This window comes from Baekduia sp., assembly GCF_035685985.1.
GTDB lineage: Bacteria > Actinomycetota > Thermoleophilia > Solirubrobacterales > Solirubrobacteraceae > Baekduia.
Genome location: NZ_DASRZV010000029.1, coordinates 54,274 through 77,240, shown reverse-complemented (window position 1 = coordinate 77,240; position 22,967 = coordinate 54,274). Strand labels below are relative to the sequence as shown.

At 71.5% G+C, this 22,967-nt stretch carries 24 protein-coding genes; 11 read left to right on the top strand and 13 right to left on the bottom strand.

Translation table 11 applies throughout. From position 1 onward, the window contains the following. Window positions 1-47 precede the first annotated feature (47 nt). Window positions 48-869 (bottom strand): VOC family protein, encoded by an 822-nt coding sequence (locus VFG42_RS19615; RefSeq protein WP_324910479.1) that lies wholly within the window; start codon window positions 867-869, stop codon window positions 48-50. An 87-nt stretch (window positions 870-956) separates the two neighbouring features. On the opposite strand from VFG42_RS19615, the gene VFG42_RS19610 reads away from it, so the two are divergent. Beyond that, window positions 957-1,874 carry a zinc-binding dehydrogenase gene (locus tag VFG42_RS19610; RefSeq protein WP_324910478.1) on the top strand — a complete coding sequence of 306 codons (918 nt, stop codon included), beginning with the start codon at window positions 957-959 and terminating at the stop codon, window positions 1,872-1,874. 15 nt (window positions 1,875-1,889) lie between these two features. Here the strand turns inward: VFG42_RS19610 and VFG42_RS19605 are convergent, their stop codons facing one another. The 5 genes from VFG42_RS19605 to VFG42_RS19585 all read right to left on the bottom strand — a co-directional run bounded on the left by VFG42_RS19605 (window position 1,890) and on the right by VFG42_RS19585 (window position 6,543). After that, window positions 1,890-2,360 carry a hypothetical protein gene (locus VFG42_RS19605; protein ID WP_324910477.1) on the bottom strand — a complete coding sequence of 157 codons (471 nt, stop codon included), beginning with the start codon at window positions 2,358-2,360 and terminating at the stop codon, window positions 1,890-1,892. A gap of 47 nt (window positions 2,361-2,407) precedes the next feature. Beyond that, window positions 2,408-3,118, bottom strand: a complete 711-nt coding sequence (locus VFG42_RS19600; RefSeq protein ID WP_324910476.1) for a protocatechuate 3,4-dioxygenase subunit beta — start codon at window positions 3,116-3,118, stop codon at window positions 2,408-2,410. Continuing rightward, window positions 3,115-4,290 (bottom strand): CapA family protein, encoded by a 1,176-nt coding sequence (locus VFG42_RS19595; RefSeq protein ID WP_324910475.1) that lies wholly within the window; start codon window positions 4,288-4,290, stop codon window positions 3,115-3,117. The genes VFG42_RS19600 and VFG42_RS19595 overlap by 4 nt, the downstream gene beginning before the upstream one ends. A 58-nt stretch (window positions 4,291-4,348) precedes the next feature. After that, window positions 4,349-5,212 carry a hypothetical protein gene (locus VFG42_RS19590; RefSeq protein ID WP_324910474.1) on the bottom strand — a complete coding sequence of 288 codons (864 nt, stop codon included), beginning with the start codon at window positions 5,210-5,212 and terminating at the stop codon, window positions 4,349-4,351. 98 nt (window positions 5,213-5,310) lie between these two features. Continuing rightward, the gene (locus VFG42_RS19585; RefSeq protein WP_324910473.1) at window positions 5,311-6,543 is read right to left on the bottom strand and encodes an ABC transporter substrate-binding protein; all 1,233 of its coding nucleotides are present in this window, start codon (window positions 6,541-6,543) and stop codon (window positions 5,311-5,313) included. Between the two features lie 192 nt (window positions 6,544-6,735). Here VFG42_RS19585 and VFG42_RS19580 point away from each other — a divergent pair, with 192 nt between their 5' ends. From VFG42_RS19580 to VFG42_RS19555, 6 genes are all read left to right on the top strand, one after another. Further along, entirely contained in the window at window positions 6,736-7,464 is a 729-nt protein-coding gene (locus tag VFG42_RS19580; RefSeq protein ID WP_324910472.1) for an N-acyl homoserine lactonase family protein, read from the top strand. Next, a complete protein-coding gene (locus VFG42_RS19575; protein ID WP_324910471.1) occupies window positions 7,461-8,786 on the top strand; it encodes an NtaA/DmoA family FMN-dependent monooxygenase in 1,326 nt (441 codons plus the stop codon). The genes VFG42_RS19580 and VFG42_RS19575 overlap by 4 nt, the downstream gene beginning before the upstream one ends. After that, entirely contained in the window at window positions 8,779-9,567 is a 789-nt protein-coding gene (locus VFG42_RS19570) for an alpha/beta fold hydrolase (RefSeq protein WP_324910470.1), read from the top strand. The genes VFG42_RS19575 and VFG42_RS19570 overlap by 8 nt, the downstream gene beginning before the upstream one ends. A gap of 89 nt (window positions 9,568-9,656) precedes the next feature. Next, window positions 9,657-10,325 carry a protocatechuate 3,4-dioxygenase subunit beta gene (gene pcaH / locus VFG42_RS19565; RefSeq protein ID WP_324910469.1) on the top strand — a complete coding sequence of 223 codons (669 nt, stop codon included), beginning with the start codon at window positions 9,657-9,659 and terminating at the stop codon, window positions 10,323-10,325. A 6-nt stretch (window positions 10,326-10,331) separates the two neighbouring features. Beyond that, window positions 10,332-10,814 carry a hypothetical protein gene (locus VFG42_RS19560; protein ID WP_324910468.1) on the top strand — a complete coding sequence of 161 codons (483 nt, stop codon included), beginning with the start codon at window positions 10,332-10,334 and terminating at the stop codon, window positions 10,812-10,814. Beyond that, complete coding sequence (locus VFG42_RS19555; RefSeq protein WP_324910467.1) at window positions 10,811-12,262, top strand: nuclear transport factor 2 family protein; 1,452 nt, start codon at window positions 10,811-10,813, stop codon at window positions 12,260-12,262. The genes VFG42_RS19560 and VFG42_RS19555 overlap by 4 nt, the downstream gene beginning before the upstream one ends. A gap of 1 nt (window position 12,263) precedes the next feature. On the opposite strand, the gene folD is transcribed toward VFG42_RS19555, so the two are convergent. The 5 genes from folD to VFG42_RS19530 all read right to left on the bottom strand — a co-directional run bounded on the left by folD (window position 12,264) and on the right by VFG42_RS19530 (window position 15,464). Beyond that, entirely contained in the window at window positions 12,264-13,121 is an 858-nt protein-coding gene (folD, locus tag VFG42_RS19550; RefSeq protein ID WP_349260440.1) for a bifunctional methylenetetrahydrofolate dehydrogenase/methenyltetrahydrofolate cyclohydrolase FolD, read from the bottom strand. After that, the gene (gene purU / locus VFG42_RS19545) at window positions 13,118-14,014 is read right to left on the bottom strand and encodes a formyltetrahydrofolate deformylase (RefSeq protein ID WP_324910465.1); all 897 of its coding nucleotides are present in this window, start codon (window positions 14,012-14,014) and stop codon (window positions 13,118-13,120) included. The genes folD and purU overlap by 4 nt, the downstream gene beginning before the upstream one ends. A 79-nt stretch (window positions 14,015-14,093) precedes the next feature. After that, window positions 14,094-14,255, bottom strand: coding sequence for a hypothetical protein (locus tag VFG42_RS19540; RefSeq protein ID WP_324910464.1), 162 nt, complete (start codon window positions 14,253-14,255; stop codon window positions 14,094-14,096). Next, a complete protein-coding gene (locus tag VFG42_RS19535) occupies window positions 14,252-14,713 on the bottom strand; it encodes a nuclear transport factor 2 family protein (protein ID WP_324910462.1) in 462 nt (153 codons plus the stop codon). Before VFG42_RS19535 ends, VFG42_RS19540 begins: the two co-directional genes overlap by 4 nt. Window positions 14,714-14,741: 28 nt before the next feature. Further along, window positions 14,742-15,464: an alpha/beta fold hydrolase gene (locus VFG42_RS19530; protein ID WP_324910461.1), complete on the bottom strand. Its 723-nt coding sequence runs from the start codon at window positions 15,462-15,464 to the stop codon at window positions 14,742-14,744. A 249-nt stretch (window positions 15,465-15,713) separates the two neighbouring features. On the opposite strand from VFG42_RS19530, the gene VFG42_RS19525 reads away from it, so the two are divergent. The 4 genes from VFG42_RS19525 to VFG42_RS19510 all read left to right on the top strand — a co-directional run bounded on the left by VFG42_RS19525 (window position 15,714) and on the right by VFG42_RS19510 (window position 20,816). Next, window positions 15,714-16,772, top strand: coding sequence for an LLM class flavin-dependent oxidoreductase (locus VFG42_RS19525; protein ID WP_324910459.1), 1,059 nt, complete (start codon window positions 15,714-15,716; stop codon window positions 16,770-16,772). Beyond that, on the top strand, window positions 16,769-18,175 hold the full coding sequence (locus VFG42_RS19520) for an MmgE/PrpD family protein (protein WP_324910458.1): 1,407 nt from the start codon (window positions 16,769-16,771) through the stop codon (window positions 18,173-18,175). Before VFG42_RS19525 ends, VFG42_RS19520 begins: the two co-directional genes overlap by 4 nt. Window positions 18,176-18,228: 53 nt before the next feature. Further along, complete coding sequence (locus tag VFG42_RS19515; protein WP_324910457.1) at window positions 18,229-19,386, top strand: nuclear transport factor 2 family protein; 1,158 nt, start codon at window positions 18,229-18,231, stop codon at window positions 19,384-19,386. Window positions 19,387-19,532: 146 nt separating this feature from the next. Further along, window positions 19,533-20,816 carry an ABC transporter substrate-binding protein gene (locus VFG42_RS19510; RefSeq protein ID WP_324910456.1) on the top strand — a complete coding sequence of 428 codons (1,284 nt, stop codon included), beginning with the start codon at window positions 19,533-19,535 and terminating at the stop codon, window positions 20,814-20,816. 100 nt (window positions 20,817-20,916) lie between these two features. On the opposite strand, the gene VFG42_RS19505 is transcribed toward VFG42_RS19510, so the two are convergent. Beyond that, window positions 20,917-22,125, bottom strand: coding sequence for a sn-glycerol-3-phosphate ABC transporter ATP-binding protein UgpC (locus VFG42_RS19505; RefSeq protein ID WP_324910455.1), 1,209 nt, complete (start codon window positions 22,123-22,125; stop codon window positions 20,917-20,919). A 6-nt stretch (window positions 22,126-22,131) separates the two neighbouring features. Next, window positions 22,132-22,965 (bottom strand): carbohydrate ABC transporter permease, encoded by an 834-nt coding sequence (locus VFG42_RS19500; protein WP_324910454.1) that lies wholly within the window; start codon window positions 22,963-22,965, stop codon window positions 22,132-22,134. Window positions 22,966-22,967: the final 2 nt, after the last annotated feature.

The following is a 22,967-nucleotide window of genomic DNA, read 5'->3' as shown; positions in this document are numbered from 1 at the left end:
CACGCCACCGGGCAGCTCTCGGGGTCCTGGACGAGCGCTCGGCGTCCTCACCTGACCGAGCAGCAGAGGTCGACGAGCGTCCCGCCCGGCGTCCGCACCCACACCGAGGTGCTGTCGCCATCGGCGACCTCCGGTGAGACGTCCGCGTAGCCGGCCTGACGCAAGCGCGCGCACAACCGCTCGCGATCTACGATCGTTCCGGCGTCGAACGCGACGTGGTGCGGCGTGCCCACGGCGAACGTCCAGGTGCCGGGCGCCCGGTAGGGCTCGTGCAGGAGCTCGATCGTCGCGCCGGGGTCCTCGCCGAGCCGGTAGCGCCCCCAGGCGAGGTCCTGCAGGTCGTGGTCGGCGTCGAGCACCCCGACGAGGAAATCGTGGGTCTCGCGCACGTCCATCAGCGAGAGCGTGACGCTGTGCAGCCCGCGGATCGCGTGGTCCGGACCGATCGCGCCGTTTCCGGCCGGTCGTGGGTCGTCGGCCTCGACGAGCGACAGCAGCACGCCCGCGGGATGGGTGAGCTCGAGGCGCTCGGTGCCAAGCCGCGTCACGTGCTCGGCAGCGATGTGGGCGTCGAACAGGCGCGTCCGCCAGAACCCGAGCGAGCCGGGCGGGACCGCGAGGTTGGCCGACCGCGGGCCGTTGCTGCCGAGACGGCCGACGGGGCCGACGGATCCCAGGCAGATGCTGTGCAGGAAGCCCGACTCACCGGCCGACGTCCCGAGCTCCAGCACCTCGGCCGCCCGGCCGCGCGCGTCGATCGGCGTTCGCCGCACGACGGTCAGGCCGAGCACGCGCTCGTGGAAGGTGATCTCATCGTCGACATCGCCCACGGTGAGGGCGAAGTGGTGCAGGCCGCGGACAGCGCTCATGGCGCGCAACGCTGTCGTGCCGTGGCCGCGCGCACAGCGACCCTGGTCACTTGCCTGGCCCCGCCGAGCGTGCAGGCTTCGCCCGACATGTACGCCTTCACCTCGACCGGCCGCCCGGAGCGACCGGTCGTCCTGTCCCGGGTCGACGACCCGCGGCCCGCTCCCGGCGAGGTCCTCGTCGCTGTCGACGGCTACTCGCTCAACCGTGGCGAGGTGCTGCGCCTGCTCCGCCGGCGACGCCGCGGGGATCGGCCCGGCCAGGACGTCGCCGGACGGGTCCTGTCGCCCGCCGGCGACCGGCTGCAGCCCGGCGCCCGAGTGGTCGGGCACGTGCTCGCCGGCTCCTGGGCGCAGCGGGTCTGCGTGCCGGCCGACCAGCTCGCGGTGCTGCCCGACGGGGTCGAGCTCACCCAGGCGGCGGCGTTGCCGATGGCCGGGTTGACGGCCTTGCGGCTGGTGCGCGCCATCGGCAGTCGCCTCGTCGGCGGTCGCGTCCTGATCACCGGCGCGGGCGGTGGCGTGGGGCACCTCTTCACCGAGCTGGCCGCGGGGGTCGGGGCGCGGATCACCGCGGTCACGCGCCGTGTCCCGGACCGGCTGCTCGCCCTCGGGGCCGAGCGGGTGATCGCCGCGGCGCAGGACGCCGCGGGCACCTACGACGTGATCGTCGAGACCGTCGGCGGCGCCACGCTGGAGCGCGCCTACCAGCTGGTGGCCGACGACGGGCTCATCGTGTGGATGGGCCAGGCCGGCGGCGAGCCGGCCGGCCTCGACTTCTTCTCGCGCGTCGGCGCGGGCGTCAACCCGACCATCCGCCGCTTCTCGTACTGGCCCGACGCGACCGCCACCGACGCCGACGACCTCGCGGCTCTGGTGCGGCTCGTCGCGACCGGTCGCCTGCACCCGGAGATCGGGGTCGTCGAGGACTGGTCGGCGACCGGTGAGGTCATCGTGCGGTTCCTCGGCGGAGAGGTCCGCGGCAACGCCGTGCTGACCGTGAGCTGAGCCGCCGCCGCGGCGTCAGAAGCCGAAGAACACCATCTCGCGCTCGCCCTGAAGGTGGATGTCGAACCGCAGGCTGCCGTCGTCCTGGCGGCGAGCCACCAGCAGGTCCCGCCGGCCCTCCTCCACCAGCGCGAGCACCGGGTCCAGCGCGTTGGCCACCTGCTCGTCGGGGAAGTACAGGCGCGTCTCGGCCTGCTTCATCAGGCCGCGGGCCCACACCGTCACGTGCAGGTACGGAGCGAGCGTGCGGCCGTCGGGCAGGGCGCCCGGATCGGCGGGCTTGCGAACGACGACGTGCCACGCGCCGAACGGGTCCGTCCGCGCGCGCGTGAACTGGTCGCCGTGCCAGACCTCGACGAGCGCATCCGGGTAGCACAGCGGCTCGCCGGCGCCGTCCAGCACGACGCCTTCGATCCGCAGGGCGGCGGGATCGTCGTCGGCGACCGAGCGCTCCATGCCCTCCTGCTGGAGGGCGAAGCCGTACATCGGCCCGATGGTCTGCGAGGGGGATTGTCCTGAGTAGCCCATCGATCTCAGCCTTCCATCGGGGTGACGCCCCGGCCACGGAGGACGATGTCCCAGGTGTAGGCCAACGCCGAGGTGTCGCCGCCCGAGGTCAGCGGTGTCGTCTCGTGGTCGAACGTGGCGACCAGCCGGCGTCGGCCGTCCGGGTCCGGGACCGCGTTGATGATGGGGTCGTGGTCGATCAGCGGGTCGCCGTCGAAGTAGCACTGGGTGATGAGGCGCTCGCTCAGACCCCGACCGAACAGCGAGAAGTGGATGTGGGACGGGCGGAACATCGTGCCCTTCGGACCGGCGTAGGCCGCGGGCCGGATCGTGACGAACCGGTAGTTGCCGTCGTTGTCGGTGATGCACCGCCCGGCGCCCGTGAAGTTGGGGTCCAATGGCATGAAGCCCGGGTCGGCGGGATCGACGTAGCGCCCGGCCGCGTTGGCCTGCCAGATCTCGATCAGCGTGTTGGGCACGCCGCGGCCGTCGCTGTCGAGCACCCGGCCGGTGAGGTGGATCCGCTGCCCCTGGGGCGCGCCCGGGTGCTGGATCGTCAGGTCGTTGTCGGTGGCTCGGACCGCGATCTGCCCGAACACCGGGCCGGGCATGGTGTGGAACCAGCCGTGCGGCAGCTCCACCAGGCGCCGGCGCGGGCTGCGCTTGGTCGTGATGACGTAGTCGGGGAAGAAGTACGGCGGGTTGGCGTCGACCACCGGCGTGCTGACGAGGCTCATGCTGCGCTCCCTCTTGTCGTGTCGAGGACCCTGACGTACGCCCAGCCGTCGCGCTGGGCCAGCTCGAACCCGGTGCCGAACCCGGCCTCCTGGGAGATGCGCTCGACGTAGGCAGCGACCGCCTCGGCTCGCGTGTCCTCCGGCGTGAGCGGCACGGTCGAGCCGTCGACCTCCATGTGCGCCGGGAAGAACCCCACCTCGATCCGGCCGTCCTGGCCGACGTCGAGGACCGACACCATGGTCTTGCGCGAGTCCTCCGCGAACGGCCACAACGGGAACTCGACCGCCGGCATGGTGAACGACGAGTACCGGCCGTACCGGCGATCGCGATCGGCGCGCATCTCCGGCGTCAGCGCCGTGCCCTGGAAGTGGTGCACGAGCGCGCCGAGCCCGTAGAAGATCGGCCGGCCGGCGTGGAACTCGATCGGGCGCACCGCGTGGTGGTGGCAGCAGAGGACGGCGTCGGCCCCGGCGTCGACCATCGCGCGCGCCAGCTCCAGCTCATAGTCGTGCAGCAGCTCCAGCCGGCTCGAGTAGCCCCAATGCGGAGCGATCACGACCACGTCGGCCAGCTCGCGCGCGGCCACGACCGCCGCGCGGACCGCCTCGAGGTCCGAGGTGACGACGCTCGTCAGCACCGCCGGGTCGATGCCGGGCTCCCAGAAGTTCTCGTCGGGGTCCAGGTACGAGGTCATGACGCGCAGCGGCGCGATGCCCGGGCGCTTGGGGCGCGCCTCGTAGCCCTTGGGGTAGACGCTGCAGACCCCGAGGAAGGCGACGCGTGTGCCGTCGCGCTCCAGGATCGCCGGCGCGAGCGCGGCGGCCAGGTCCTCCCCCGCGCCGGTCGTCGCGATCCCTTGTGAGCGCAGCAGGTCGGCCGTGTCCTGCAGGCCGACGTAGCCGCCGTCGATCATGTGGTTGTTGGCCAGCGACATGACGTCGAAGCCGACGTCGCCGAAGAACGAGCCGCGCTCCCGCGTCGTCCCCATGTAGTGCTTGTGGCTCGGCGACTTCGCGGGTCGATCGCAGTAGACCCCCTCGCAGTTGCCGAAGACGACGTCGCCACCGGCGAGCAGCGGCTCCAGCGGGCGAAACGCCGCGCGCCCGTCTTCGACGTCGGCGAAGACGTCGCCGACCGAGTAGACCGAGATGGAGGAAGTGGAGTCCGGCATCGCCTGCCACTCTGCGCCGTGAGGATCCGGTCCTCAGTGACCAGGGTTCCAGCGACGCCTACAGGTCGAGCAGGTCCCCGGCAACCTCCTCGACCAGCCCGAGGACCTCGATCCCCGCGAACAGCACCGCCAGCCCGACGGCGTCGAGCATCTGCTCGGTCGTCAACCCCATCGCGCGCCCGAGGAGGACATGCTCGCGGATGCCATCGGCGTGGCCGCGGACCACGTTGTGGTTGATGAGCAGGTAGGGCAGCATCTGCTTGGGCAGCGTGTCGCGGATCGCGTGCTCGTAGCGGTTCCGGTAGGCCTTGAGCAGGCCCGGACGGTGTCGCGCGAGCAGCTGCGCCGATCGCGGCACCTCGCCCAGCGTGCGCTCGTACCACCCCATCAACGCCGCCATGTCCTTGGGGGTCGCGTCGCGTCGCGCGTAGTCCATGCCGGAGTCGAACGCACGCGGATCCACCTCCCAGCCCGGCGGGAAGCGATCGCAGAGCGGCGGGTCCTCGTAGTCGCGTAGGGCCTGCGCCGCCGCGGAGCGCGCGGCGTACATGCCGGCGTGCCCGGAGTGGATGAACGCGACCGACAGCGCGTCGAGGATGTCGGTGCGCTGCGCGCCGTTGCTGCGCGCAAGGCGGATCTCGTAGCCGATCCCGCCGTGGAACGCCTCGATCGCGTACTGGTGGATGGCCAGCAGCTGGACCGGGAGGGGGAAGCCGACCGCCTCGTCGCCGAAGAAGTGGCGCGACCGTGCCTTGTGGCGCTTGAGGACGTCCGGGCGGAACTCGATCCAGAACTCGAACGAGTCCAGGCGACCCTTCTTGGTACGCTCGTACTCGGCGTGGAACGCGGCGATCTCCGCGGGCGTCGTGACGTCCGGGTTCGACACGTCGAGGCCGTCCTGAATGGAGCTGATGCGGGCCATGGGCGCGCAGGCTCGCCGCTTCGGCGCTCGCTGTCAGCGACCCTGGTCACGGCCCGGGGCGGCAGCCGGGCCGCGCCGGGATCGTGACCTCCAGGGTCCTACTGGAGCTTCAGCGCGTCGAACACCTTCAGCGGCTCGGCCGCCGGCTGGAACGTGCCGTCCTTGACCGGGCCGAAGTAGACGGCGCCGCCGTCGCGCAGCGACGGGTACGGCTTGGGCCCCTGGCTCGCGGGGTCCCAGGTGGTGATGTCGTACAACTTGATCGGCGCGCTCGCCTGGATGGCCCTCAGAAGGCTCGCCGCGGTGATGTCGCCCTTGATGCCCTTGGCGACGTCGGCGAGCGCGTGGATCTGCAGCCAGGTGTCGATCGCGCCTTCGCTGCGGTCCCCCGCGCCGGTGTCCGAGACGCCCGCCTTGCCTGCGGCGTCGAGCTCGGCGTTCATCGTCTTGATGCCGGCGAACGAGGAGGCGTCGGCCGGCGGCACGCCGCTGGTGAGCTGGAGGTCGGGCGTCATCTGGCCGAGCTGCTTGACCTGCTCGGGCTGGAGGGCGCCCGCGTAGGTCACCCACTTCGGGCGAAACGCCACGGCCTGCGCCGCCTTGAGCATGCTCAGCGTCTGCGCCGGCCCGAGCGAGAGCAGCACGGCGTCGGTCTTCGCGCCCTTGGCGTTGGCAACGACGCTGTCGTAGGTGTTCTGCGTCGCGGGGATCGAGATCACCTTCGACAGGTTCACGCCCGCGGCCGCGGCGCCGGCCTTGACCTCATCGACGATCGCCTCGTACCCCGGGAACTGCAGGAGGACCAGGGCAGCCGTCTTCGCCCCGGCCTTCGCGGCCGCGAAGGCGAGGCCGATCTCCTCCGACACGCCCGCCGAGGAGATGGGGTAGTGCAGCGGCGCCGCGGCGTCAGCAGGCGACTGCACCATGTTGACCGACGGGATCCCGGCCTTCTTCAGCAGCGGGTAGATCTGCGGCCCCTGCGCCTCGAAGCCGGCGTAGGCGGCGACCTTCTCGCTGACCGCCTTGCGACCGCAGGCCGCCGCGCCGTTGGGCGTCAGCTGGTTGTTGCAGGTGACGATCTCGATCGGGTGGCCGTTGACGCCGCCGCCGTCGTTGACGGCCTTGGCGGCCGCCTTGGCCGCGCCGTAGACGCCAGGGAACGACGCGATCGGGCTGCCGGTGACCGAGTCGACCATGACCTTGAACGGCGTGCCGGCGGGCTTGGCCGCCGCGGTCGTCGTCGGCGACGACGACCCGCCACCCGAGCCCGAGGCGTTGTCCGACTTGTCGCCGCAGCCGGCGGCGGCCAGCGCCACCGCGGTCGCGAGCAACGCTCCGGGGACGCGGAGCGCTGGGCCTGTGATCCTGAACATTCCTACTTCCTTCACCGATTGAGGCGTGAGTTCGAGCGGTGACGGAGTCTTCGGGCAGCGCGGCACGAGAACAGTGACCAAAGTCATGCCGCGCAATGGCCGTGACTTAGGTCGCTGCGACCCGCGGCGCGTGTTGTGACCCTCGAGCGCGTGAAGCTCTACTTCCTGCACTTCGGCCTGCTCGAGCCGCTCGCGGGGCCTGACCCCCGATCGCGTTCGATGCGCGGCTATCTCATCCAGACCGACGAGGGCGAGAACATCCTCGTCGACACCGGCCTGCCCGGCTATTGGGGCGAGGACATCAACGCCGCGCTGGAGCGCGACGGCATGGCGAACTTCGTCCGGCCGCTCGAGTTCGGGCCGGAGCACACGGTGCCGGGCCAGCTGGCGCTCATCGGGCTGACGGTCGACGACATCGACCTGCTCCTGCTCACCCACAGCGACCTCGACCACCTCGGCGGGATCGACTTCATCCCGGAGTCGGTCCCGATCCTGCTCAGCCGCGTCGAGCGTGAGCTCGACGTCCCGGCGCCGACGAACCCCGGCTACTACGACGCCTGGCCCGAGCGCGACTACACGCTGATCGAGCAGGAGGACCAGGAGCTGCGTCCCGGCATCAAGCTGCTCTCGACCCCCGGCCACACGCCCGGGCACTTCTCGCTCCTGGTCGACCTGCCTCGCAGCGGGCCGATCCTGCTCGCGGTCGACGCGATCAAGATGGAGGACGAGATCCCCAACACGGGGACGAACGTCGACGACGCCGTGGCCAGCGCCCAGCGCGTCCGCGACATCGCCGCGCAGACCGGCGCGACCCTCATCCACGGCCACGACGGACCGCAGTGGACGACCCTTCGCCAGGCCCCAGAGGTCTACGAATGAGCGACCGCCGGCTGATCCTCGCCTACTTCCCGAGCTGGGGCGGCACCCACCGCGCGGCGTGGCGACTGCCAGAGACACCGATCGACCCGGCCCAGCTGTTCGCCACGCACCGGCGCTGGGCGCAGATCTGCGAGCGCGCGAAGCTCCACATGTACTTCATCGCCGATCGCGTCGCGATCGTCGGCGGCGAGGACATGACGATCGCCAGCACGATGCCCGAGCACCTCACGCTCGAGCCGTCCACGATGATCTCGGCGCTCTCGCAGCACACCGAGCAGATCGGCCTGCTGATCACCTCGGCGACGACCTACGACCACCCGTACCACGTCGCGCGCCGGCTGGCGACCGCCGACCACCTCAGCGGCGGCCGGCTGGCCTGGAACGTCGTGGCGGGCGGCGCGGTCGACGACGCCCCGAACTTCGGCCTCGAGCCCGTGCCGCACGACACGCGCTACGAGCGCGCGGAGGAGTTCGTCGACGCCGTCCGCGGGCTCTGGGACTCGTTCGACGACGACGCGTTCGTCCTCGACCGTGAGGGCAACCGGTTCTACGACCCGGACAAGGTCCACGTGCTCGGCCTGCGCGGCGAGTTCGTCAGCTCCCGCGGCCCCCTGAACGTCGCGCGGCCGCCACAGGGCCACCCCGTCATCGCGCAGGCCGGCGCGTCCGGCCCGGGCAAGGCCCTCGCGGCGCGCGTCGGCGACGTCGTCTTCGGCATGCCGCTGACGATCGCCGCCGCTCGCGAGTTCCGGACCACGTTGAAGGAGATGGCCGCAGGCAACGGCCGGGACCCGGAGCAGGTCAAGTACCTGCCCGATCTGACGATCCTGCTCGGCCGCACGCGGGACGAGGTCGACGCCCGGCTCGCTCAGCTGGACGGCCTGGTCGACATCGACCGGCTCCTCCCGGATCTCTCGCGCTTCCTCGCCGTCGACCTCTCGCAGCACCCGCTCGACGGCCCGGTGCCGGAGCCCGAGAAGACCGCCGGCGGCCAGACCGTCCAGGCCGTGCTCCTGCAGCGCGCCCACGAGGAGGATCTCAGCATCCGCCAGCTGGTCCAGCACTTCGCGCGGACCGTCGGGCTGTTCCACGCCGGCACGCCGCAGTCCCTGGCCGACTTCATGCAGGAGTGGCAGGAAGCGGGCGCGGCCGACGGCTTCGTCGTCCGGATCGCCGACCCCGAGCCGTCGTTGACCTACTTCGCCGAGCTCGTCGTGCCCGAGCTGCAGCGACGCGGGCTGTTCCGCTCCAACTACGAGGGGGCGACGCTGCGCGAGAACCTCGGGCTCTCCCGCCCGAGCGCGGCGCCCTCACATGCCTGAGCCACGCGAGGGAACGGTCGAGCTCCCCGAGGGCCACCTCTGGTACTGGGACACCGGCGGCGACGGGCCGCCGGTGGTCCTCCTGCACGCCGGCACCGGCTCGGCGCTCAGCTGGCCCCAACAACGTGATCCGCTGATCGCCGCGGGCTACCGGGTGGTCGCGTACTCGCGGCGCGGCCACCACCGATCCTCGCCGCTGACGCCCGACGCCCCTGGCTGCGGAGCCGACGACCTCGGCGCGCTGACCCGCGCGCTCGAGCTGGAGCCGTTCCATGCCGTGGCCGCGGCCGGCGGCGGCTACTTCGCCACCGACTTCGCGCTCTCTCGACCGGAGCGCGTGCGCAGCCTGACGATCGTCTCCAGCCTGATGGGCATCTCCGAGCCGGAGTGGCAGGCGCGCGTGCGCTCCTTGTCCTTCCCCGGGTTCATGGACCTCCCGCACGACTTCCTCGAGCTGGGCCCCAGCTACCGCGCCGAGGACCCCGAGGGTGTGGCCGAGTGGAACCGCCTCCACGCGCTGGCCTACGACGGCGCCTCCATGGTCGCCCAGGATCTCCGGAACGACATCACCTGGGAGCGCCTCGGGCAGCTCGCGATGCCGGTGCTGCTCGTCGGCGGCGGCGCGGACCTGATCCTCCCGGCGCCGGCCGTCCGGGAGGTCGCGCGGCACATCCCCGGGGCGCGGATGGCCGAGATCGCCGACGCCGGCCACTCCGCGCCGTGGGAGCGACCTTCGCGCTTCAACGGGCTTCTGCTCGACTTCCTCGGAAGCGTCGTGTAGCGCGCGCGGTCGTGGTGACTGTTGTCACCGCGACCGCTGCGGGCCGCAGATATACCCGGCCGATGCACACCGAACCCTGGCACAACACGATGCCTGACGCGTTCGAGGAGCCCGACTACATGTCGACCGCGCTCTGGACGCCCAAGAAGCCCCTGGTCATCATCCCGGAGCGCCTCCTCGACGAGGCCGCGCCGGTGTACGGCAGCAACCGCGTCGGCGAGCACGACAACGACCTCACCGCCCATCACTCCGGGTCGCCGCTCGGCGAGCGCATCGTCATCACGGGGCGCGTGACGGACAGCATCGGCAAGCCCGTCCGCAACACGTTGATCGAGATCTGGCAGGCCAACTCGGCGGGCAAGTACGTGCACGAAGCCGACCAGTACCCCAGCCCGAAGGACCCCAACTTCACGGGCGCGGGCCGCACGGTCACCGACGACGAGGGCCGCTACACCTTCACCTCGATCATGCCCGGCGCCTACCCCTGGTGGACGGACCCGCGTTCGTGGCGCGCGCGCCACATCCACTTCTCGCTGACCGGTCGCGGCATCACCGACCGTCTGATCACGCAGATGTACTTCCCGGGCGACCCGCTCCTGGCGCTCGACCCGGTGTACCTCGCAGTCCGCGATGAGAAGGCCCGCGACCTCAACATCAGCTCGCTGGACTGGGAGCGCACCGTCCCCGAGAAGGCCATCGCCTACCGCTACGACATCGTGCTCGGCGGCGCGAACCCGACCCCGCTCGACGAGGACTAGAACACGATGCCGACCACCATCCACACCCCGCGCACGGTCATCGGGCCGTACTACACGCTTGCCCTTCCGGCGCAGCCGAACGTCGTCGACCCGGGCACCGCGAACACGATCCGCATCACCGGCCGCGTCCTCGACGGCGAGGGCAAGGGCATCGGCTACACGATGCTCGAGACCTTCCAGCCCGATGGCCGCGGCCGTCTGGTCACCGACCTCGAGGGCGGCTTCGAGCTGGTCACGGTCAAGCCCGCTGCCGTGGACGGGCAGGCGCCGCACATCAGCATCCTGATGTTGATCGTCAGCCAGATCCGCCCCGCATTCACGCGGCTGTACTTCGGCGACGAGACCGAGGCCAACGCGGGCGATCCTGTCTTCGCCCAGCTCGACGAGACCCAGCGCGCCGGCGTCACGGCCGAGCCCGTCGATGGCGGATACCGCTTCGACATCCGCGTCGCCAGCGACGACGAGACGCCGTTCTTCGACACCGAATGAGCCAGCAGAACGCGCTGCAGGATCGTCTCGACCGCGAGGCGATCCGCCACTGCGTGCTGCGGTCGATCCGCGGCCTCGATCGCGCGGACGCGGGCCTGCTGGCCTCGGCGCTGCAGGACCCGGCCCTGGTGCCGCTCGACGCCGACGGCGACGCGGTCGTCTCGCGCCAGCGCTTCGTCACCAACGACCGCATCGAGCTGGACGGAGCCACCGCGACGTCGGAGGCCTACCTGCTGACGATCACCGTCCCCGCCGGCGAGCAGCCCGTGGTCGCGCTCTCCGGGGATCGGGTCGTCGACCGGCTCGACCGTCGCGCGGGCGAGTGGCGCATCAGCGCGCGTGAGGTCTCCCGGGTCTGGGAGGCCTCGGGCGACGGCGCCTTCACGGCCCCGTACCTCGCGGTGATGCGTAACCGCGGCACCCGGGACCGCGACGACGCGACCTACGACCATCCGGCGGTCGCACCCGCGACCTCCTTCGACCCCGCGGCGCTCGCCGATCGCGACGCGATCCGCGACGCGCTGCTGCGCTACATGCGCGGGACGGACCGCCTCGACGAGGAGATCCTCGCCGCGACGTCGGCCGATCTCCAGTTCCTGATGGGCCCAAACGTGATCCCGGCCGAGGCGTTCTGGGCAGGCTCACACGGCCTCGCAGCAGCGCGGGCGGTGACCCAGCACCTCATCGCCAACCACCACATCGAGCAGGACGGCGACGTCGCCTACGTCGAGTCCTATCTGCTCGGCGCAGTCATGCTCAACGAGGGTGAGCAGCACGCGTTCATGCCGCGACCCGACGGCGCGCCGGCCGGCGAGCTGACGCTCTCGGGCATCCGCTACGCGGATCGGCTGGAACGACGCGAGGACGGCTGGAAGCTCGTGTCGCGCGAGCTGCTCGGCGAGTCGTTCACGACGATCGACGGCCTGCGGACCGCCCACGCGCCTGCCACCGCTCAGCGGCCGACGCGTGACCAGCAGGACCCGTCCTACCGGGAGGCGCTCGCTCCGGCCACCACGAGAGACCCGGTCGGCGCGGCGCTCGACCGCGAGGCGATCCACGACGCGGCGCTGCGGCTCGTGACCGGGATCGACATCGGCGACGTGGCGCTCGCCCAGGGCGCCTGCTGGCACGACATCGCCGGCGTCCTCGCCCACGCGGGCTCGGACCAGGGCAGCGTCGCCAAGGTGCACCACGTGTTCAACCACCTCGTCGAGATCGGCGACGGCGTGGCGCGTTCGGAGGCCTGCGTGCTCATCGCGACCGCGCTCGCCGCCGGCGCCGAGCTCGTCGGCGGCATCGCGCGCCCCGGCGAGGTCCTGCTCCACAGCAGCCGCGTGCTCTACGACTTCGAGCGACGCGGCGACGAGTGGCGCATCGCCGGCTGGACAACGCTGCCGGAGTGGAGCGGGGTCGCCCCCGCCCCGCTCTCGGCTGCAACCGCATCCTAGATCAGGCCGCCTCGCGCGCCCGCTGGGTGCGTGAGGCGCTGATCAGGGTGTTGCGCAGCAGGCACGCGATCGTCATCGGGCCGACGCCGCCCGGAACGGGCGTGATCGCCCCGGCGATCTCGGCGGCCGCCTCGAACTCGACGTCGCCGACCAGGCCGTCGTCGGTGCGGTTGATGCCGACGTCGATCACCGTCGCGCCCGGCTTGATCCAGGTGCCGCGGACGAGGCCCGGCTGCCCGACGGCGGCGATCAGCACGTCGGCGCGGGCGCACTGCTCGTTCAACGCGCGCGTGTATCGGTGGCAGCACGTCACGGTCGCGTCCGCCGCAAGGAGCATCTGGGCCATCGGCTTGCCGAAGAGGTTCGAGCGGCCGATGACGACCGCCTCGCCGCCGCGCAACTCGGCCCCGGCTTCGGCGAGCAGGTCCATCACGCCGGCGGGCGTGCACGGACGCAGCCCGGGCTGACCGAGGGCCAGCCGTCCGGCGTTGGCGACCGTGAGGCCGTCGACGTCCTTGTCGGGGTCGATGCGCTCGATCACGACGGCCGCGTCGAGGTGCGCGGGCAGCGGAAGCTGGCACAGGATCCCCGACACGCACGGGTCGGCGTTCAGCTCGTCGATCAGCCCGAGCAGCTCCGGCAACTGGGTCGCAGCGGGCAGCGGGTGGTGAACGCTCGTGATCCCGGCCTCCGCGCAGGCCTTGCGCTTCGATGCCACGTAGACCGCCGAGGCGGGATCGTCGCCGACCAGGATCGTCGCGAGGCCCGGCGCCTCGTCCAGCCGCGCGACGTCGGCGGCGATCGCGGCCCGCAGGCGCTGCGAGACCGCCCGCCCGTCGATGATGTCGGCCACGCTCAGAAGACGACGGTCGTGTTGCCGTGGCGCAGGACGCGATCCTGGCAATGCCACTGCACCGCTCGCGCGAGCACGTTGCGCTCGACGTCGGCGCCGGCGACGACCATCTCCTCGGCGCTCTGGCGGTGGGTGACGCGGGCGACGTCCTGCTCGATGATCGGGCCGGCGTCGAGCTCCTCGGTGACGTAGTGGGCGGTGGCGCCGATCAGCTTGACGCCGCGCTCCTTGGCCCGCTCATACGGCCCGGCGCCCGCGAAGGCGGGCAGGAACGAGTGATGGATGTTGATGACCGGCACCCCGACCTGCTCGAGGAAGTCGCCGCTGAGGATCTGCATGTAGCGGGCGAGCACCGCGAGGTCGCACCGGCCCTCGAGCAGCTCGACGAGCTCGCGCTCGGCCTCGGCCTTCTTGCCCTTCTCCACCGGCACGTGGTGGAACGGGAGGCCGGCCGCTTCGACATCGGCGCGGAAGTCCTCGTGGTTGGAGGCGACCAGGACCAGCTCGCCGTCCAGCTCACCCTGGCGCCAGCGCCACAGCAGGTCCTGCAGGCAGTGGCCGTAGCGGGAGACGAGCACCGCGATGCGCTTCTTGTGTCCGGCGTCCCAAAGGCGCCAGCTCATGCCGAACCGCTCGGCCACCGTGAGCCCGAAGCGCTCCGAGAACGACGCGCGGTCGCCCTGGGGCAGCGTGAACTCGACGCGCAGGAAGAACGTCCCTTCGCTCGGGTTGGACGAGTACTGGTCAGAGCTGATGATGTTGCCGCCCGACTCGAACACGAACCGCGAGACGGCGGCCACGATCCCCGGGCGGTCGGGACACGTCACGAGCAACCGCATCCGCGTCGTGGCGGGAGCGGCGGTCTGAGGGTCGATGGTCAAGGTGGTGGTGTCGGTCATGCGAGGAGGTGGGTCGGGTCTTGGCCCGGATGGGCCAGGCCATGCAACCAACGCCCGCCCTCACCGACAGCGACTTTTGTCACCCGGCGCGGGCCGCGAGGGCGGCCCCACGGTCGTGGAGGTCGATCACCGGTCCGATCGGCGCGCCGAGCGCATCCGCGATCCGGCCGGCGACCGCCTCGGCGACCGTCAGCGTGCGCGACCGCGGGTTCGGGTTGCCGCAAAGGACCGCGACGCTCATCGGTCGTCGGGCGCCCCGCGTCCGATGCGCCAGAGGAACGTCTCGTCGATCGTCGCGATCCGCCACCGCCCGTCCACACGCCGGAACGTCGTCTGGTACCAGCCGCCGATGTCGCCATGGGCCCAGAGATCCTCACTCGACGGCACGTGCGCCGCCGAGAAGTACGACCGCGCGTTGGCCGTGTCGCCGTCGAGCTCGATCGCGTAGTTGGAGCTCATGTGGTGGGTGGCGAAGTAGCTGTCGAGGTGCGTGGCGCTTGTAGAGCCCATCGCGTCAGCCTCGATCCGCCCGAACGGCAGTTGCAGGTACCCGTCCTCGGTGAACAGCGCCTGCAAACCGTCCCAGTCCTTGTCGTCGAGGCATCGTGCGTGCTCGACGAGCAGGTCGTTGATCGCCGCGCGGTCCAGCAGCCAACGGACCTGCTCCTCCAGCGTGGACGGCGGCGTCTGCGAAGCCATGACCACCATCCTGGATGCGCTCACGCGCTCAGTCAGTGACCGAGGTCATGGCGCGTGCCAGGTGCTCGCGCACGACCGCGGAGAACTGCCTCGGCCGCTCGAGGTGGATCATGTGCGGGGCGTCGTCGACGACGACCAGCCTCCCGCCCGGCACCCGCTCGGCGATCGCCGCCGACCGCGCCTTCGGCGACGCTGTGTCGCAGGCGCCGGCCACGGCCGTCACCGGAACGCGGAGCTCGCCGAGCCACGGCGTGACGTCGTGCGTCGCGATCGCACGCCAGCCGTCGGCGTACGCGCCGGGTTCGAGGGCCAGCAGCGTCCGCCGGGCGTAGCGCACCCCCGGGTGCCCCGGCGTCGCGAGCGCCCGCGGCGTGAACCAGCGCGCGAGCGTGCTGTCGAGGACCGCCGCCATGCCGCCGCTCTCGGCCGCCGCCGCGCGAGCGAGCATGGTGTCCGGGTTCGCACGCGCGCCAGTGCAGGCCACGAGCACGGACACGACACGGTCCGGATGCCGCGCCGCCGCGTGGAGGGCGACCATGCCGCCCATCGAGACGCCGACCAAGTGGAGCGCACCGTCGTGCGCCTCGACGAGCGCATCGGCGAGATCGCCCATCGTGGGCTGGACATCAGCTCGCCGCGCGGAACCAAAGCCGGGCAGCTCGTGCAGGACGCCGTCCCGAGCCTCGGGCACCAGCCACCAGCTCCCGGCGTCGAGCCCGACGGGCGGGATGTAGACGGTTCGGACCGACATGATGAGGTTGCTCGCCACCATCGCAGCGCCGTCGGCCGCGGTCCGTGACATAGGTCCCAGGACCCCACCGACCGGGTACTTCATGACCTGCGCGGACGGCCCGGCCATCGCGGGCGTGCCCCAAGTGCGCAGGAGCGCGGCCCGTGCCCGTGGCGGGAGATCTCCGATTCAGGTGGAGGTCTCCCGCTCGCGAGTCCGAGAACGACTTTCGTCATCGCCCTGTCCGGCGTGCCTCCCTACGTTCGCGGCATGGAGCAAGCTCCGGTCAAGGCGATCCACGTCCCGATCGTCGCCCGCCCGGATCACGACGGCCTGCCAGGCACGTCCAGCCTGGAGGCGATGCTGTCGGCGATCGACGCCTATGACGTCGACCGGCTGTCCACCGGCGACGTCCAGGGCTACTCGCTGGAGCAGTACCTCGGCCTCGGGTACTTCGCCGCCCTGGCACGCCGGCCCGCGGTCGGCGCGTTCGTGACGACCGCCGCCACGCGCGATCCCGGTCTCCACGCCGCCTCGTTGGCATCGCTGGACGCGGTCACCGGCGGGCGCGCGTTCATGGTGCTCGGCCGCGGCGACGGCGTCGTCAAGAACCTTGGGTTGAGGCCCCACACGATCCGCGAGACGCGCGAGGCGCTGCTGGCGATCCGCGCGTTGCTGACCGACCGCGAAGCCCGGATCGGAGACCGCCACGTCCGACTGCCGTGGCCCGACGCGCCCGGACCGCGCGTCCCGCTCTACCTGGTCGCCGGCGGGCCCAAGATGATGCGCGTCGCCGGCGAGGTCGCTGATGGCGCATACGTCGCCACGGGCGTGACGCCCGACAACATCGCCCGCGCGCATGCGTGGCTGGACGCCGGCGCCGACGCCGCCGGGCGGGCCCGTCCTGACGTGTGGTGGGTCACGCGGTTCGCGATCGGCGACACCTATGAGGAGGCCGTGGCGACGATCGCCGAGAGCCTCACGTCGATGGGCAACCACTCGCTGCGCGGCGCCGACTTCGCCGAGCGCGGCGTACCGCCCGAGCTCTGGGAGCCGCTCGCCGAGTACCACCGCCGCTACGACTGGGCACGGAAGAACCCGCTCCCGGGTTCGGGCTACGACAACGTCGACCTGATGAACGAGCTCGGGTTGACGGAGTACTTCCTGGAGCGGTTCGCGATCGTGGGGACTCCGGACCAGGTCGTCGAGCGCATGCGGACGCTGGCGGCCCGCGGTGTGGACCAGATCACCTGCCTCGTCGACTCTCCGCGCGAGCTCGAGCTGCTGGGCGAGCTCATCCCGCGCGCCAAGGCTCCGGTCGGAGCGTGAGCACGCCGCTCGCCGCCGAGCTGGGGGCGTTCGTCGCGGGGTTCGACCTCGAGGCTTCTGCTCACCGCGCCGAGCTGCTCGAACGCGCCCGCTGGCTGCTGCTCGACACCGCAGGGCTCGCGCTCGTCGCCTGGACGGCCGAGGACGGGTTCGCGGCGAGGACGGCCTCGGCGCGGGCCGGGCACCTCGGCCCGTGCACCGTGATCGGCAGCCCCCGGCCGCTCGGCGCTCCGGCCGCCGCGTTCGTCAACGGCACCCTGGCCCACGGCTGGGACTTCGACGACTTCTTCCTCGACACGATCATGCACTGCGAGTCGTTCGCGGTCGCCGCCGCGCTCGCGGTCGCCGAGGAGCAGCAGCGCAGCGGCGCCGCGCTGCTGGCCGCCATCGTGCTCGCGTGCGAGGTCTCCGTGCGCCTGGCGGATGGCGCCGCCGGCGAGCATGGCACCTACTCGGCGGGTTTCCACAACACCTCGCTGTTCGGCGCCTTCGGCGCCGCGGCCGCCGCCGCATGGCTGCTCGGCCTCGACGAACGCGAGGCGACCAACGCGTTGGCGCTGACCGCCTCGTTCGCGAGCGGAACGTCGGCCGCCTGGACGCTGGGCACCGGGCGCCACAAGCCGGCGCAGGTGGGCTGGGCCGCACACGCCGGGATCTCCGCCGCGCACCTCGCCGCCACCGGGTATGGCTGCCCGGACTCCACCCTCGACGGACCACGCGGCTTCTACGAGGCTCACACCCGCGGGAAGGCGCCTCGGCGAGCGCAGGCGCTGGCCGCCCTCGGCGATCGCTGGCGCACCATGGACGTCGGCATCAAGCTCCTGCCCTGCGGCACGCTGCCGCAGCCGGCCGCACAGCTCATGGAGGAGATGGTCGCCACGCACGGCATCGCCGCCGACGAGGTCCTCAGCGTCGAGGTGGTGCTCCCGGACGCCTACGCCCCGGTCCTCCGTGACGTCGGCCAGAGCCTCTGGCGCCCACCGACCGGAGCCGCGTCGATCGGATCGGTGCCGTGCATCCTCGCGCGGGTCCTGCTCGACGGATCGTTCTGGCTGGAGCACCGGACCGATGCCGCGGTGCGCGACCCCGTGATGCTCGCGCTCGCCGATCGGATCGAGCTGAGCACCGCACCTCCGGCCCCGGCCGCCGACCCCGCGGCGCGCCCGGTCACCATCACCGTCCGCACCCGGCGCGGCACGTTCGAGGGCCGGATGGAACGCGATCGCGGACATCCCGGCGTGCTCACCCGCGAGCGCGTCATCGGCAAGTTCCGACGCACCGCCGGCGCGGTCCTCGACACGGAGGCGGTGACGGCCGTCGAGGACCGCGTCCTCCGATGCGACGAGGCAGCGGACGCACGCTCCGTCTTCGGTGACCTGCACCTGGTTGCACCACACTGCTGAACACTCTGATGTATGTCATGGCGGGTGCGCCCTCCAGCGGCTCGAATGGGCCGATGACCGACACCGCCCTGCCTGCCGTCACGGACCGGACCGCCATCCGCACGTGCCTGATGCGCTACGGACGCGCCATCGACCAAGGAGACGAGGCGCTGCTGCGCTCCTCGTTCCACCCCCACGCCGTGATCGAGATGGGCCCGGTCGGGACGGAGATCACCGTGGACGGCTTCGCCGAAGCGATGGTCGCGGCCTCCGGCACGCTGACCCTCGGTCGCCACGTGATCACCAACCACCGCGTCGACCGGTCCGGTGACGTCGCCTGGTCGGAGGCCTACTACCTGGCGACGATGCTCCCGCTGCGCGCGGCCGAGGTCCCCTGGACGGCGACGTTCATGGCCGGGCGCTACGCCGATCGCTTCGAGCGGCGCGATGGGCAGTGGCGCATCGCCCATCGTCAGATGATCGCGGAGTGGCACGCCACCGCGCCGTCGCTCGAGCCCGGCGATGCTCCGGCCGCGGCAGCCTGCACCAGCAACAGCCTGGACTGCTTCGGAGATCAGCACGCCAACACCGAGTCCTACAGCTTGGACGTCCGCGCGTCGCGCGACGGCCTCACGATGGCCGGCGGGCGCATCTCCGCCGATTGGGTGCGCGGCCCTTCGGCATGGGTCTTGGAGGAGCGCCGTTCCGTGGCCGACTGGGCCGTCCAGCTGACCGGCGAGATCACCGCCCAGACGCCGGCGGTGACCGGCCAGACGACCAGGCGCGACGAACAGGGACACACGCACGACGTCGCCGAAGTCGAAGAGCGGGTCCTTGCGCGAGCACGCGCGCTGGATCGCCTCGACACCCAACTGCTCGACGAGGTGCACGCCTACCCCGGAGCCGGCCGATCCGTCCTCGAACGCGCGCGTGACGCCGCGGCCACGCAGCACCATGTGCTCGACGGGACGACCGACGTCGCAGGCGACTACGCCCGCCACGAGGCGCCGGTCCTCGTCATGCGCAGCGCCGGTCCTGGAGCCACGACGCTCGAGGGCGCGCGCGAGCTGGTGGAGTTGGAGCGGACGAACGACGTCTGGCGCATCACGAGCGCGACCTCCACCCCGCTCTGGCGCGCCGACCTCGACGACGCGGGCATGGCGGCCTTCCTGCACGCGCGAGGCGCGCGCGCCCGTCGCGACCGCGACGATCCGACCTACGCGCGCGGCTGAACCGGTCGCGTCGTCCGTCGAGACTTATGTCATGGCCATGAGCGGCGCCGCCGACGAGAGTCGCCGGGGTCAACCAGCGTCGTGCAGGCCGGCGGTGCGCAGGAGCACCGCGCCGGGCCGTCACCGCGCATCAGGGAGGAGATCCCGTGAACAAGAACGTGCTCGTCGGGGCGGTGCTGACCACCGCGATCGCCGGGACGCTGTCGGCCTGCGGGTCATCGAGCGACGACAGCTCGAAGTCCACCGCGGCCGACGCCAAGCAGCCCTCCGGCCAGCTGCGCGTGCTCCTCGAGTCCTCGCGCAAGGCCGGGTTCGAGAGCGTGCTGCCCGGCTTCAAGCAGAAGTACCCGGGCGTGAAGCTCAACGTCCAGTACGTCCCGTCGGCGCAGGCCGGGACGCTGATCCGCACGCAGCTCGCGTCCGGCGGCGGGCCCGACGTGTTCTTCACGCGGCCCGGCAGCGCCGACGCGGCCGCGGTGTTGCCGCTCGCCCAGGCCGGTCGGGTCCAAGACCTCAGCAGCCGACCGTGGGCGAAGGACGTGCTCGGCATCGCCAAGCCGCTGATCACCGCCAACGGCAAGATCTACGCTTGGCCGCTGGACACCTCGATCGCGGCCATCCTCTACAACAAGACGCTGTACCAGCAGTACGGTCTGACGCCGGCGACCACGTTCTCCGAGCTGCTGGCCCAGTGCAAGCAGGTCGCCGCCAAGGGCAAGTACCTGCTGTCGACCAACGTCGTCAGCTACCCCGCGGGCTGGTCGGCCGAGCTCGTCTCCGCCGCCGAGCCGGACTTCATCGAGCAGCGCAAGGCGAACAAGGTCACCTTCGCCGGCGACAAGGGCTGGACGGCGGTGTTCGACCACACCAAGGCGATGAACGACGCCAGGTGCCTGGGACGGTCGCCGCAGACCGTGCAGACGCTGGACCAGAGCATGCAGGAGCTGGCCCAGGGCAAGGCGCTGTCGGTCATGGCGACGCCGAACCAGCTGGGAACGGCCTCGACCGCCCTCGGCAAGAAGGGCGAGATCGGCTTGGCTCCGCTGCCGGGCGACACCGCCGAGTCGCAGATCATCGCCTCGACGCCGTCGGCGGCCCTCTCGATCAACGCCCATGCCAAGAACCTCCCCGCGGCCGACGCGTTCCTCGACTACCTCGCTTCGCCGAGCGCGTCGAGGCAGTTCGCGGAGGCCAACCAGAGCGTGTCGCCCTACGACATCAACGCGGGCAAGTACCCGGCCGACTTCGCGCCGTTCCAGAAGCTCATCGACGCCGACAGGGTCGCGGTGAGCAACTTCGGGCTGTTCCAGAGCCCCGACGTCGCGCTCGCGGCCGCGACGGGCGCCGCCGGCGTGCTGACCGGCCAGATGAGCACCGAGCAGGTCCTCAAGACGATGGACCAGGCCTGGGACAAGGGCCCCGTCGGCTGAGCGACTCCGCGCACGTCACCTGTCCTGTTGTTGGGACGACGCGAACGGCCCGGGCTCAGCCCGGGCCGTTCGTGCGTTGGCGCCGCATGCGAGCCGCGCGTCAGCCGGTGATCGCGGCGCCAGTGGCCAGGTCGAAGAAGTGCAGGTGCCCGGCGTCGATGACCAGCTCGGCGGTCTCACCGCGCTCGAGCCGCGACCGGATGTCGACCCGGGCGACCATGGGGACGGTGCTCTCCTGCGCGCCGCGCTCTGCCGCGTCGGCCAGCGCGGCGTCGGCGTCGCGGTTGACCTCCACGACCTCGTCGGTGAGCACCGGCTGACCCGGCACCCCGAAGTGCACGAGGCGCTCGGATCCGAGCGTCTCCACCAGCGTGACGTCACCGCGCAGTCGGAGATCCGCCTCGCCCCCACCGCTCAGCGCGGCGTCGCTCAGATGCTCCGGGCGGATGCCCAGCGCGATCGGCCGGTCCCGTTGACCGGCCAGCGCGGGGCGCCGTGCCGCCGTGGCGGCGGGCACGCGGACGACCTGCTCGCCGACCCGGACGATCAGGCCCGTGTCATCGCGGTCGAGCGTGGCGGTGACCAGGTTCATCGCCGGCGACCCGATGAACGTCGCGACGAACAGGTTCACCGGGTTGTCGTAGATGTCCTGTGGCGCCGCGACCTGCTGCAGGACGCCCTTGCGCATGAGCGCGACGCGGGTCCCCATCGTCATCGCCTCGACCTGGTCGTGTGTCACGTACAGCGTCGTGACCTCCAGCTCGCGCTGCAGCTGGGCGATCTCCGCGCGCACCTGGACGCGCAGCTTCGCGTCGAGGTTCGAGAGCGGCTCGTCCATCAGGAAGACCCGCGGGCGTCGCACGAAGGCGCGGCCCATCGCAACGCGCTGGCGCTGCCCGCCCGAGAGCGTCCGCGGCTTGCGCGACAGGACGGCTTCCAGGCCCAGCAGGCCGGCGACGCGCTCGACGCGGTCGCGCACCTCGTCCTTCGGCATTCGCTGCGCCCGCAGGGGGAACGCGATGTTCTCGAAGATCGACATGTGCGGGTAGATGGCGTAGTTCTGGAAGACCATCGCCACGTCGCGCCGCCGTGGATCGAGCGCGTTGACGACCTCGCCGTCGACGCGCAACTCGCCCTCGGAGATCTCCTCAAGCCCAGCGACCATCCGCAGCGCGGTCGTCTTGCCGCACCCGGACGGCCCGATGACCACCATGAACTCGCCGTGGTCCAGTTCCAAGTTGAGGTCCTTCACCGCGCGCATGCCGCCCGGGTAGACCTTGCCGATGCCGTCGAACGTCAGCGTCGCCAACGCGAATCACCCCCGGAGCCCGCCCGCGAAGCCCTTGATGAGCTGCCGTTGGGCGAACAGGTAGAACACCATGATCGGCGCGATCGAGATGACCACCGCCGCCATGATGAGGTTCCACGCCGAGGTGTTCTCCCCGACGAACGAGTACAGCGCGAGGGGCAGCGTCTCCTTGTCGCTGCCCGAGAGGAAGACCAGCGGGACGAAGAAGTCGTTCCAGATCAGCAGCCCGGCGAGGATCCCCACGGTGCCGGTGATCGGGCGCAGCAGCGGGAACACGACGCGCAGGTAGGTCCGCACCAACCCAGCGCCGTCGACCTGCGCGGCTTCCTCGTACTCCTTGGGAAGCGCCCGGATGAAGCCGGTGTACAGGAACACGGTGAAGGGCATGAACAACCCGGTGTAGAGCACGATCATGCCGACGTAGCTGCCGGTCAGCCCGAGGTTGCGGAAGGCGACGAACAGAGGCACGACGCCGAGCTGGAGCGGCAGCATGATGCCGACCATGAACAAGATGTACAGGCCGGTGCCGAGCCGCGAGGGGCGTCGCGCGATCGCGTAGGCGCACAGCGACCCGATCGCGACCAGGCAGACCACCGAGCCGATCGTGATGATCAAGCTGCTCGTCAACGCGTGGCCGAGGCCGGCGGTGCCACCGCCCTCCCAGGCGTCCTTCAAGTTGCTCGCCCTGACCGGCGACGGAAGTCCGAGCGGATCGGACGCCGCCTGCTGATCGCCCTTCAACGCCATCACGACCAGCACGTAGACCGGGAACGCGAACACCGCCGCGCCGGCCAGCACCGTCAGCTCGCGCCCGAAGCTCTTGATGGTGTAGCGGAACATCG

Excerpts from the sequence above, each read along its gene's own strand:
- purU (WP_324910465.1), bottom strand. The coding sequence starts at position 14,014 with ATGACCGACACCACCACCTTGACCATCGACCCTCAGACCGCCGCTCCC.
- VFG42_RS19575 (WP_324910471.1), top strand. The coding sequence starts at position 7,461 with ATGAGCGACCGCCGGCTGATCCTCGCCTACTTCCCGAGCTGGGGCGGC.
- VFG42_RS19540 (WP_324910464.1), bottom strand. The coding sequence starts at position 14,255 with ATGAGCGTCGCGGTCCTTTGCGGCAACCCGAACCCGCGGTCGCGCACG.
- pcaH (WP_324910469.1), top strand. The coding sequence starts at position 9,657 with ATGCCTGACGCGTTCGAGGAGCCCGACTACATGTCGACCGCGCTCTGG.
- VFG42_RS19595 (WP_324910475.1), bottom strand. The coding sequence starts at position 4,290 with ATGCCGGACTCCACTTCCTCCATCTCGGTCTACTCGGTCGGCGACGTC.
- VFG42_RS19560 (WP_324910468.1), top strand. The coding sequence starts at position 10,332 with ATGCCGACCACCATCCACACCCCGCGCACGGTCATCGGGCCGTACTAC.
- VFG42_RS19570 (WP_324910470.1), top strand. The coding sequence starts at position 8,779 with ATGCCTGAGCCACGCGAGGGAACGGTCGAGCTCCCCGAGGGCCACCTC.
- VFG42_RS19500 (WP_324910454.1), bottom strand. The coding sequence starts at position 22,965 with ATGTTCCGCTACACCATCAAGAGCTTCGGGCGCGAGCTGACGGTGCTG.
- VFG42_RS19600 (WP_324910476.1), bottom strand. The coding sequence starts at position 3,118 with ATGAGCCTCGTCAGCACGCCGGTGGTCGACGCCAACCCGCCGTACTTC.
- VFG42_RS19610 (WP_324910478.1), top strand. The coding sequence starts at position 957 with ATGTACGCCTTCACCTCGACCGGCCGCCCGGAGCGACCGGTCGTCCTG.
- VFG42_RS19515 (WP_324910457.1), top strand. The coding sequence starts at position 18,229 with ATGACCGACACCGCCCTGCCTGCCGTCACGGACCGGACCGCCATCCGC.
- VFG42_RS19605 (WP_324910477.1), bottom strand. The coding sequence starts at position 2,360 with ATGTACGGCTTCGCCCTCCAGCAGGAGGGCATGGAGCGCTCGGTCGCC.
- VFG42_RS19525 (WP_324910459.1), top strand. The coding sequence starts at position 15,714 with ATGGAGCAAGCTCCGGTCAAGGCGATCCACGTCCCGATCGTCGCCCGC.
- VFG42_RS19530 (WP_324910461.1), bottom strand. The coding sequence starts at position 15,464 with ATGTCGGTCCGAACCGTCTACATCCCGCCCGTCGGGCTCGACGCCGGG.
- VFG42_RS19555 (WP_324910467.1), top strand. The coding sequence starts at position 10,811 with ATGAGCCAGCAGAACGCGCTGCAGGATCGTCTCGACCGCGAGGCGATC.
- VFG42_RS19535 (WP_324910462.1), bottom strand. The coding sequence starts at position 14,713 with ATGGCTTCGCAGACGCCGCCGTCCACGCTGGAGGAGCAGGTCCGTTGG.
- VFG42_RS19615 (WP_324910479.1), bottom strand. The coding sequence starts at position 869 with ATGAGCGCTGTCCGCGGCCTGCACCACTTCGCCCTCACCGTGGGCGAT.
- VFG42_RS19590 (WP_324910474.1), bottom strand. The coding sequence starts at position 5,212 with ATGGCCCGCATCAGCTCCATTCAGGACGGCCTCGACGTGTCGAACCCG.